Annotated in this window: 7 protein-coding genes and 1 pseudogene; all 8 read left to right on the top strand. The window is 57.8% G+C overall.

Annotation, left to right across the window (positions count from 1 at the left end; translation table 11 throughout):
* Window positions 1–638 precede the first annotated feature (638 nt).
* Window positions 639–2684 (top strand): FUSC family protein, encoded by a 2046-nt coding sequence (locus MP439_10985; protein ID MCI2976577.1) that lies wholly within the window; start codon window positions 639–641, stop codon window positions 2682–2684.
* Window positions 2685–3355: 671 nt separating this feature from the next.
* On the top strand, window positions 3356–4552 hold the full coding sequence (icd, locus tag MP439_10980; protein MCI2976576.1) for an NADP-dependent isocitrate dehydrogenase: 1197 nt from the start codon (window positions 3356–3358) through the stop codon (window positions 4550–4552).
* A 279-nt stretch (window positions 4553–4831) separates the two neighbouring features.
* Window positions 4832–5815, top strand: a complete 984-nt coding sequence (locus MP439_10975) for a malate dehydrogenase (protein ID MCI2976575.1) — start codon at window positions 4832–4834, stop codon at window positions 5813–5815.
* Between the two features lie 831 nt (window positions 5816–6646).
* A pseudogene (locus MP439_10970) lies at window positions 6647–6895 on the top strand (arsenic metallochaperone ArsD family protein).
* A 55-nt stretch (window positions 6896–6950) separates the two neighbouring features.
* Window positions 6951–7103 carry a hypothetical protein gene (locus MP439_10965; protein MCI2976574.1) on the top strand — a complete coding sequence of 51 codons (153 nt, stop codon included), beginning with the start codon at window positions 6951–6953 and terminating at the stop codon, window positions 7101–7103.
* Window positions 7100–7750 carry a TRC40/GET3/ArsA family transport-energizing ATPase gene (locus MP439_10960; GenBank protein ID MCI2976573.1) on the top strand — a complete coding sequence of 217 codons (651 nt, stop codon included), beginning with the start codon at window positions 7100–7102 and terminating at the stop codon, window positions 7748–7750. Before MP439_10965 ends, MP439_10960 begins: the two co-directional genes overlap by 4 nt.
* A 51-nt stretch (window positions 7751–7801) precedes the next feature.
* A complete protein-coding gene (locus MP439_10955) occupies window positions 7802–8296 on the top strand; it encodes a hypothetical protein (protein MCI2976572.1) in 495 nt (164 codons plus the stop codon).
* 276 nt (window positions 8297–8572) lie between these two features.
* Window positions 8573–10153 (top strand): IS1182 family transposase, encoded by a 1581-nt coding sequence (locus tag MP439_10950; protein MCI2976571.1) that lies wholly within the window; start codon window positions 8573–8575, stop codon window positions 10151–10153.
* Window positions 10154–10561: the final 408 nt, after the last annotated feature.

Here is a 10561-nt window from a genome sequence, read left to right as displayed (position 1 = left end):
GCTGATTACTTCGAGAAGCACAACGATCCCGAAGCTCAGGTAAAGCGACTGGCTCAGCGGATCGAGGCTCTCGGGTTCGACGTCACCGTAACCGAGAGGGTCGCCTAGCTCGAACGATTCACGAAACTTCTACCACTCTCGCATCGTGGGGTGCTTAGGTCTTGTCGTCCCAATTCTCCAGGTGGTGGGGCATTACACCTTAGTCGCTGGTGCGAGACTGGTGACCGATGGCGGTCACCAGTCATCTCCCGCTTGATGGTGGCGTTGCCGTAGTGGGCCCATCAATGAATGCACAGGACGCGCTAGCGAAAAGATGTGCTGGTAGGAGGCATGCGTCACACCAACACCATGGCTAGCACAGGTACAACTCGTACGCCTTCAATCAATCTATGGATCCGAGCTCGACGGTGAGGCAGCGTTCGATGTGGCGTCCCTCAATGGGACATTGCGTAGCCAATTTGGGGTCGTGGTGTTGTAGGATCGATTCGTTCCGCACGATCAGCTTTTGGCGAGCAGGCTGTGTGCAACTTGTTGGCGTCGGTGCCTGTGGCGGTAGTGGGCTGTAGCTGGTTGCGATGGAGATGGACAACGGATAGCTACGCCGGGGCGTGAGGGGAAAGCTACCCTAGACTGGCTGCGTGGTCGAGGCGGAACGTAAGACATTCGCAAACGTGTTGGCGAGCCTTGTGCGGACCAGCCTGGCCATTGACACCACTGCGCTGTCGTTGAGCAATGGCCTGTTCTCGACTGTCGGAGTGATTGTACCGTTGGTATACGGGTTTGGGACTCACCACCTACTGCTTGGTTCGGTCGCGGCGATTGGCGCGTTACTGGTAGGTTTTGCCGGTTTTCAACGAGGCTATCGCAGTCGCTTGGTAACGATGTCGTCGGCTGCGACCGTGGTGACTGTGGGGCTGGTCGTTGGCAACAGCATTGGAACCCGTCTCGCTCCCTCCTTGGTGTGTTATCTTGTGCTTGGACTCGCAGCTGGCGGCGTCATTGCTTTCGGCGAGAGCGCGTCAACCATCGGGATTCAGGCGCTGGTAGCGTTCGCTATTGGGAGTGGTTTGGGTGCACCGCCGTCGCAGTCGTGGTCATTAGTGGTAGCAACGATCCTTGGTGGGATCATCCAAGCGACGATTACCGCCATTGCCATTGTCACGAGCACGTCCCCGCTTGAGTGTCGAGCGTTGGAGGGGGTCTACGCGTCACTGGCGCGATATGCGTCCGCCCCCGAGCACGATCGAGCACCAAACCCGCGACTCATCTCGAATCTTCAAGAGGCACTGCTTGACCCGCAGCCCTTCAGGGGGGCTCGGGCAACCGCCTATCTTCGGTTGACCCTTTCGGCTGAGGCCCTTCGAACCCAGCTTTCGATGCTCAGGATATCGCAGCTCCAAGGGGGAGCGCTGTTGGATGGATCCCAACTCATGGGTTTTGTCGTTGGGGTGTGTCAACAGGTGATCGAATTCTCTCATCGGCCAGTGGGTGCCGCCGAGTGTCGAGCCCTCAAGGCCGAGATCACGGCTGCTCGTGTGTCATTGGCAACTGGTTCCAGCACCAACGAGACCAGTGCGATGGTCCGCAACGACCTGCTCGCCAGTCTTGAGACCATCTTGGATGTGCTGATTACCTTTGATGGGCGAAGCGTATCGCATCGCCCAATCACGAGCCGTGTAGCCTTCAACCCATTCGAACGGGCATTCTCGTCAACAACGAGGGCTACTACCATTCGACATGCGCTTCGACTTGGGGCCGCACTGGTTGTGTGCGAACTTCTTGTCCATCTTCTCGGAGTTGGCCATGGGTACTGGGGGCCGATGACGGTGGCGCTCGTTCTCCGACCGCAACATATCAGCACGCTCCAACGTGGTTTTGTACGCATCGGCGGGACGATCATCGGCGTCGGCCTCATGACGGCTATTATCGTGGTGTTCTCACCCGACTCGGCGGTTTTGGTCGTGTTGGTCGCGATCGTGACCTGGGTCGGATTTGCGACCTTTCGAGCGAACTACTTCGTCTATAGCGTCAGCATTACCGGTGTGGTGGTCCTGCTCTTTGTCTTGCTTGGTGAGGTCGCGACGACCATCGCTATCGATCGCTTGATCGACACTGTGCTTGGGGGCGCCATCGCGATCCTCGCCTCCCTTGTGGTGCCGACGCGTGTCGGTGAGCCACTGCCGAGGCTTATGGCTGAGACCATGGTTGCTCAAGCGGCGTTGATTGAGTTGCTCAGTACGCACTGGGGTGAGCGCGAGGAGCATGGTTACACACCGCTGGCCCAAGCACGCCGCAAGCGGGTTGCCGCCATCGAGACGTTGGATGCCAGCACGAGCGAGGCTGCCTTGCGACAGAGCCCTGGCGATATGGCCTTGGAGCGCGCCATCCTGGCTCAACTTGATCGTTCGGCGTTGGCGCTCCTTGCGCTGGTCTCCCTTTCTGCTCTTCATGCCCAGCTTGATCAACGCCGCCAACACGAACTAAGGGCGCTGTCGCAAAAGATGCGCACAGCAGCACAGTTGCTCGCCAGTCGTGTACAGACCCCTTCACCCGTGCCCGCTGGCCGCGAATCTGGATTTCTTGACCTGCATCCCGATGAGATGGTGGATGGCCAGATGGTCGAGATCCTGTTCGCCCTTCTCGAGGACACGGTGCGTTCTATCGAAGTCCTGTTGACTCCGTAAGGGATGAACGACGCATTCGTTTTCTCAACCAGCACTGCGCAAGAGTTCTCTTCACAACCGCTCTGAGGTAGAAATTGGTGGGATGAAGGATTCGTCGTGGCGTGACGCCCCCGACATTGCGCCAATGGAGATGATGCCCCCGAGATTGCGCCATCGATGGTGACGCCTTCGACAGAGCGGCAGTCGTTTGCTGATTGCCGATCGGTCAGCCGTCAACGTACCCCAATTGTTGTCGTCGGGGCGAGTGATCGAATGGTCGTAGGCTCGTACGCCACGGGCTGATGACATCAGAACACGAGACACGGGCGTTAGATCAGGTGGCTGCCTGGGCTGTACGCGGTCGTCACGAGATACTGCCTTGACCAGGGTCGTCTCGACGGCAAGGCCAAGTTGACGGCTGATGGCGTCCCTGTGCTGGCTTGACGACGCCGCCGGCGAGGTCTTGCGGAAGTGGTACCGGTCGCCGCGCGAAGAGGGCGTGGGTACGTTTGGAGTTGACCGGCGGCGTTGTCGGGTGATCTCATGATTGTCCATGGGTCCCCGCAGCGATCTGTGAACCTTGTGATCATCCAAAGGGCACTCGCGACGTCATCGGCTCGGTCATACCATGATGACCTCGGCCTCATCGGTCGGATTGGATCCACCCCAGTTCTCATGAGTAGAATTGGCGCATGGCAGAAAAACTGACCCTTGACGCCGAGGGCAAACTTGTAGTACCTGATGACGTTGTCTTACCCTATATCGAGGGTGATGGCACCGGCGTTGACATCTGGCCGGCATCCCAACTTGTATTTGACAAGGCGCTCGCCAAGCACCACAAGCACGTCTCGTGGATGGAGGTGCTCGCCGGGGAGAAGGCGTTCAAGGAGACGGGCGAATGGCTCCCGGAGGCCACGATCGAGGCGTTTCGTGACTATCGCGTAGGTATCAAAGGCCCATTGACCACGCCTGTCGGCGGTGGTATCCGGTCGCTCAATGTCGCAATCCGCCAGATCATGGATCTTTATGTCTGCCTCCGCCCCGTGCGCTGGTTCCGTGGTGTGCCTTCTCCTGTACGCCACCCAGAACTCGTGGATATGGTTATCTTTCGGGAGAATACCGAGGATGTCTATGCCGGTCTTGAGGTAGAAGAGGGTTCACCTGAGGCGGCAAAACTGCGAACATTTCTGCACGACAGCTTTGGATGGGATATCCGGGAGGATTCTGGAATCGGAATCAAGCCGATCTCCGAGACCGGTTCGAAACGATTGATTCGGGCAGCGATCAACTACGCCCTTGAACACGATCGTCGGAGTGTAACCCTGGTTCACAAAGGTAATATTCAAAAGTTTACCGAGGGCGCCTTTCGCGCGTGGGGCTATGAGCTGGTCAAAGAGGAGTTTGCGGACCGAGCAGTGAGCTGGGAGGATTGTAATGGTAAACCTGGCGATCGCCTCCTTGTGAAGGACGCGATCGCTGATAACGCACTGCAGCAAGTCTTGACCCGTGCCGACGAGTTTGACGTTATCGCCACTATGAACCTCAACGGCGACTATCTTTCCGATGCCTTAGCTGCGCAGGTTGGAGGAATCGGAATCGCCCCGGGCGGCAATATCAACTATGTGACCGGTCACGGCGTCTTTGAGGCGACCCATGGCACGGCACCCAAGTACGCTGGCCGCGACAAGGTCAATCCTGGATCAGTAATTCTTTCAGGAGTGATGATGTTTGAGTATTTGGGGCTTGACGAGGTCGCTGCTGACATAACTAGGGCACTCGAGGAGACGATTTCGGCCAAGATCGTCACCTATGATTTCGCTCGCTTGATGGAGGGGGCGACAGAGGTCTCGTGTTCGGAGTTCGCTCACGCGGTGGCGGAGCGCATTTGAGTACTGCAGTAGCGTTAGTCGTAGGGCCATTGTCGTCTTCTGGCTGAGCAACTTGTTCTCCACTTTTGGGTTCATGTTCGCTGGGCAACATGGTGATCCGTTCGTCAATGGATCCAACGGTGTCGCTGGGATCGTCGGATGAATGGTCAACGAATAGGATTCGTGTCGTATGCGGCGCCACTCGATCCACTTGGTGATGTGACATCGATGACGAGCTGCAACGATGGAGATCGACCGTCAAAGAAAACCGTTTGAGATATGAGAGAAAGGAAATGAGAGATGAAGACTCCAGTCAAAGTAGCGGTAACGGGAGCTGCTGGACAGATTAGCTACTCGCTGTTGTTCCGTATAGCGGCGGGTGATGTGTTCGGTGCGGACGTGCCAGTCGAGTTGCGGCTGATCGAGATCGACCCTGCCATGCGCGCTCTTGAGGGTGTCGTCATGGAGCTCGATGACTGCGCCTTCCCGAATTTGGTCAACGTGGTGACCACGAGCGACCTTAAGGTCGGCTTCGACGGTGTCAATTGGGCGTTGCTGATTGGGTCAGTTCCGCGCAAGCAAGGCATGGAGCGAGGCGATCTGCTTGGCATCAACGGAGGCATTTTTAAGCCACAGGGACAGGCGATCGCTGCGGCTGCTGCGAGCGATGTCCGGGTGCTGGTCGTCGGTAATCCCTGCAATACCAACTGCCTCATCGCACGTGAGAATGGAAAGGATGTCCCGGCGGACCGATGGTTCTCGATGATGCGACTCGACCAGAACCGCGCCATGACGCAGCTGGCGAGAAAGGCCAATAAACCGGTAACCTCGGTCACCAAGATGGCGATCTGGGGCAATCACTCGGCGACGCAGTTCCCTGATTACCATCATGCCGAGATCGACGGTGTCCAGGTGCCGAAGGTGATCACCGATCATGAGTGGCTCGGTGGAGACTTCATCTCGACCGTGCAAAAGCGTGGTGCTGCCATCATCGAGGCGAGAGGAGCATCATCGGCTGCCTCGGCTGCCAATGCAGTCATCGACACGGTTCGCTCCATTGCCACGCCGACACCAGCAGGTGATTGGACGTCGGTTGGTGTTGTCTCTCGCGGCGAGTATGGCATCCCCGAAGGGTTGCAGTTTGGTTTTCCGATTCGTTCAAACGGCAACTCTTGGGAGGTCGTGACTGGAATTGAGCATTCCGAGGCTGCCCAGCGTGCGATCGATACCACGCGTGATGAGCTACTCGGCGAACGTTCAGAGGTCACAGATTTGCTGGGGTAACCGAAAGTGTAACAATCGTTAAAGCTGGGATCGCCTCGAGGCGGTCCCAGCATCGTTTTTGCACGAAGACGATGCTCAGGGTGCGATTTCGTATCAAGTTCTTGACTCTCCCGCGCGGCCAACCGTATGAGTTCACAACCCGGAGAAGTCGATCGTTAGCGTGCTGTTGGACCTGTTCCCGAGTGGGTGCTTCGATTGTGCTGGTCTCGTTGGGCGCATGAGGTCGTCTGACGACGGCAACCAATCCACCGTCGCTGTCACTGAGCGGTGCTCCCAGACTTCGCTCTTTGCCACTGGCCCTGATAGGGGAGCGACCGAGCCGCTCATCATCACCGTCGAGAGGCCGTATCTGCGCCTTTAAGCTCCTCTGCGCGTTGGGCCACCGCCACCTTGCGAGCGTGAGTGTTCCAACGTCTCCTGTGAGCGACCGAGGGCCCACCCTGAGCCCTTGAACACCTCCAGAGCGACGGTATGGAGCCAGAACGTAGGAGGAGATGCAAGAAAGCAAGCGTTCGCCGGATTGAAGTTCGAGGCCGCGGCGACCTTGATGCCAGCGGTTCTGAGTCATCCCGGATAAGGAGAGGAGGCCGGCTGGATTAAGAGAGCATTCGGGCGAATGGCTGGTGGGCGTTGCACCCCTGTGATAGAAGGTTCGGTCATCGACGATGAATGATCTATTGATGATCCCATGAGGAGGTATCAGATGGCAACGATAGAGGTGTTTGATCCAGCGATGTGTTGTTCAACTGGGGTGTGTTGACCCAGCGTCGATCGCGCGCTGTCGACGTTTGCGGCCAATTTGGGGTGGATTGAGAAGCAAGGGGTGACGGTAGGCGCCATAACCTTTCGCAAGAACCTGGTGCGTTCGCCGAAAGTCCGATCATTCGTCAGCTCCTAACCGATCAGGGTGATGAGGCGCTTTTGGCCGTTGTTGTGGTTGGTGAGCTGGCAGCCTGGGGACGCTATCCAACACACGAGGAGCTGATCTCGTGGGCTTTGCGATCGTTGACCGACCAGAACATCGGTGACACCAATGCAGCGTTCGCCGATGAGACAGCAATGACTGAAACCCCCGCCTGATGTTCGGATGCCGTGATGGTCGGCGATGCCTCGGCATCGGAAGGGTCTGGTTGCTGTGGCTGATGCCCGGTCATTTCTCAGTGGGCTGTTGAGCGATTCGCCTCGCTTTCTCTTCTTCACCGGCAAGGGAGGCGTCGGCAAGACGACCCGGCGGCAGCGACCGCGGTCGCGTTGGCCGATCAAGGGGCTCGCGTCCCGCTGGTTTTGACGGATCCAGCCTCGAATCTTGATGAGGTGCTCGCGGTAGCGTTGGGATCGTCACCGTCATCGGTGATCGATCGGCTGGACGTGATGAACATCGATCCTTTCGCGGCCGCTGCCTCCTACCGGGAGCGAGTTGTTGGGCCCTATCGGGGTGTGCTCCCACAATCCGCAGTGGCAAGCATCGAAGGGCAACTCTCTGGTGCATGCACCGTCGAGATCGCGGCGTTTGACGAGTTCACCTCCCTGCTGGCCGACCCAGCGGCGACGTCGGCCTACGACCATGTGGTCTTTGATACCGCGCCTACCCGCCACACCTTGCCAATGTTGTCCTTGCCGGGGGCGTGGTCTCAGTTTCTCGAGACCAATGAGCTCGGTGCGACTTGTAGCGGCCCTCTGGCGGGCCTGTCGAATCAGGAGGAGCGATATCGAGCGGTCGTGACGACACTCGCAGATGGGAAGCAGACGTTACTGGTTCTTGTGGCTCGACCTGATGTGATCGCGTTGAACGAGGTGGCGAGGGCCGCCAGGGAACTTGGGTCGCTGGGCATCGATAACCAACGCCTGGTGCTCAATGGAGTGTTCCATGTCAATGATCGTGAGGACCCTCTTGCGAAGGCACTATCGCTTCGGTCCCAACAGGCGCTCGATTAGCTTCCAACACCGCTCCAAGCGCTGGCACGTGACGAGGTCGGCCTCGCGCCGTTGAGCCTCGTCGGCCTCGATGGCGTACGGGCGCTCGTCGCTCATGCGCAGCAGGTGTCGTCGGCACCCAGTGGCGCAACGCACGCGCAAGAGGCAATAGATCTTAGCGCATTGGTCGACGATGTGTCTGAGCGCGGTCATGGACTCGTCTTGACGATGGGTAAGGGCGGTGTGGGCAAGACAACCATGGCTGCCACCATCGCTGTCGAGCTCGCTCGGCGCGGCCATGTGGTCGAATTGTTCACCACCGACACCGCCGATCATCTTGGTGCCGTGGTTGGGGGCCAAGATGATAGCCTTGATGGTCGCCTACGTGTCGTCCGCATCGATCCGGCCGTGGTGACGAACGCGCATGCCCAGGAGGTGCTGTCGCGAGCAGGGGAGGGGCTCCAAGCGGATGCACTCGAGGTCGTAAAGAAGGACCTGCGATCTCCGTGCACCGAGGAGCGTCGCCGTCTGCAAGGAGTTTGCTCGAATCGTTGGACAGGCGAATGACCACCTTGTGGTTTTGGACACCGCGTCAACCGGCCATACGATTCTGCTGCTGGAATCCGCAGAATCCTATCACGGTGATGTCACGCGCCAAAGCGCCGGAAGCGTTGACCCAGCGGTACGCCAATTGCTTGGTCGCCTCCAAGAACCTCAGTACACATCGATTTTCGTCGTCGCGCTAGGAGTCTGCTGAACAACCCCACCCCAAAATGAGGGGAAAATGAGAGGGCTCCCCGGGTGGTTGTTGGGGCATAATAGCAGGTCAGGTAGAATATTTCTATGTTAGGTACCGAATCCACCCAGACCCATCTCAGTGCCACCGAGAGCTTTTGTTCCTCCTTGTTGGAGCCAGGTTCGATCTATTACTTCCTCTCACAACACCGCAGGGATATCTTCGCCGATACCAAGTTCGCTCATCTCTATCCCTCGGGTACTGGAAGGCCCTCAATCCCAGCCTCTCGGATCGCCTCGGTCTTGGTCTTACAAGCACTAGAGGGACTCTCTGATAGAGAGGCCTTAGACCAAGTTCGCTATAACCTACGTTGGAAGCTCGCCCTTGGTCTTGATCTCGAAGATGCGGGCTTTGATCCTTCGGTACTTACCTACTGGCGCAATCGCATCAAGAACTCAAGCACCCCGAGGTTGATCTTTGATCTGGCTCGTGAGATCATCGATGAGACCAAGATCCTCAATCGCCACACCAAGCGGGTACTTGACTCGACGGTTCTCGTCGATGCCGTCGTGACCCAAGACACCATGAGCCAGCTCGTAGCCCAGATCAAGCGTACCCAAAAGCTGATTCCCACCCTCCGTGGGGTTCCCCTTTCGACGGCGATCGACTATACCAGGGTCAAGCCTTCGATTGACTACTCCAACCAGGACCAGGTCAACGAGACCCTCTCTATCCTTGTCCGAGATGCCAATGCACTCATCAATCGAGCACGAGAGCTTGGATACGTATCAGATGATGAGGGCCAGGTTGTCGAGTGTGCCCTTGATGACCAACAGCTCGATGCCCTCGGTCTTCTCGGGGTCGTCGCCTCCCAAGACGTCGAGCTCATTGACGAGGTGAGTGGGACCTACCGCCTTTGCCAAGGGGTGGCCAAGGATCGGGTCGTCTCTACCGTTGACCCAGAGTCCCGCCATGTCCATAAGTCGAGGAAGAACTACCACGATGGTTATAAGGGTCACATCGCCATCTGTGCAGATACCGAGATCATCACCGCCACAACACTGACCAAGGGCAACGTCTCAGATGCTGAGGTTGCTAAGGAGCTCTTGGACCAAGAGCCAGAACCGGTGAGCGTCTATGGCGATAGCGGCTACTCGTCGATGGATCTATCGGCCCACCTCAAAGACAAGGGTCACCATGAGCTCATCAAACCTCGACCACTGACCAAGGCAGTAGAGGGGGGCTATAGCATCGATGACTTCATCGTCAGCGAAGCAACCGCTCAAACACCTGCGCACGTCACCTGCCCAGCCAAGCACACGGTCACTATCTCGGCCAAGGGGAGAGCCTCCTTTACCAGGTACTGCAACACCTGTCCCGTAAAGGATCGCTGTACCCGCTCCAAGCGTGGACGGGTGATGACCTTTGTGCCCAATCACTCCTATGCCAGGGCCCAACGTGCGAACTTTGCCAACGAGGAGATCAAAGCAAGCTATCGGGCTACTCGTCCAGGCGTCGAGCGCATCCATGCCCAGATGAAGCGCAAACTCAATGGTTCAAAGCTGCGCTATCGGGGTGTTGACAAGAACACGATGCACTATCTACTCCTTGGAACCGTCTGGAACTTGAAGGTACTCCTTCGAAACAACCTCACATTCCAAGACGGGACCTGGGCACTGGCAAACTGATAGCTTCTTTCCCCCTCCCCCTCTTACCAAAGCGGTGAGAGGGGGAAAAGGGGAGGGGGAAGGAAGCAAGAACGAAGAACCGGTAGGCAAGCTGGGGAACCCATGCCCCACCCGGCACCCAACCGGGATGGGGCTTGTTCAGCAGACTCCTAGCCGAGCCAATCGCTGTCTCCTTGCACCATCGATGATGGATGTCGTTACCTTGCGATCGACGATGATCACGATCTCAGGTAGAGCTGGCCACCGATGTTTGACCGCCGCATACATACAAGCGTCCAACCCCAAGGAGTGCTGGACGGCCCCTTGAGCGCGGTCAAACGGCGGGGAGAACGGAGCCTAAGAGAAGAAGGTCCAACGCTACGACCACGACGTGCGATGCTCACATGCCCAAGGCGAGCGCTGTTGCCA

Origin of the sequence: Ferrimicrobium sp. (genome assembly GCA_022690815.1) — a bacterium.
GTDB lineage: Bacteria > Actinomycetota > Acidimicrobiia > Acidimicrobiales > Acidimicrobiaceae > Ferrimicrobium.
This window is presented reverse-complemented; position numbering and strand designations above follow the sequence as displayed.

Coding starts and splice junctions, on each gene's coding strand:
- icd (MCI2976576.1), top strand. CDS start 3,356: ATGGCAGAAAAACTGACCCTTGACGCCGAGGGCAAACTTGTAGTACCT.
- MP439_10975 (MCI2976575.1), top strand. CDS start 4,832: ATGAAGACTCCAGTCAAAGTAGCGGTAACGGGAGCTGCTGGACAGATT.
- MP439_10950 (MCI2976571.1), top strand. CDS start 8,573: ATGTTAGGTACCGAATCCACCCAGACCCATCTCAGTGCCACCGAGAGC.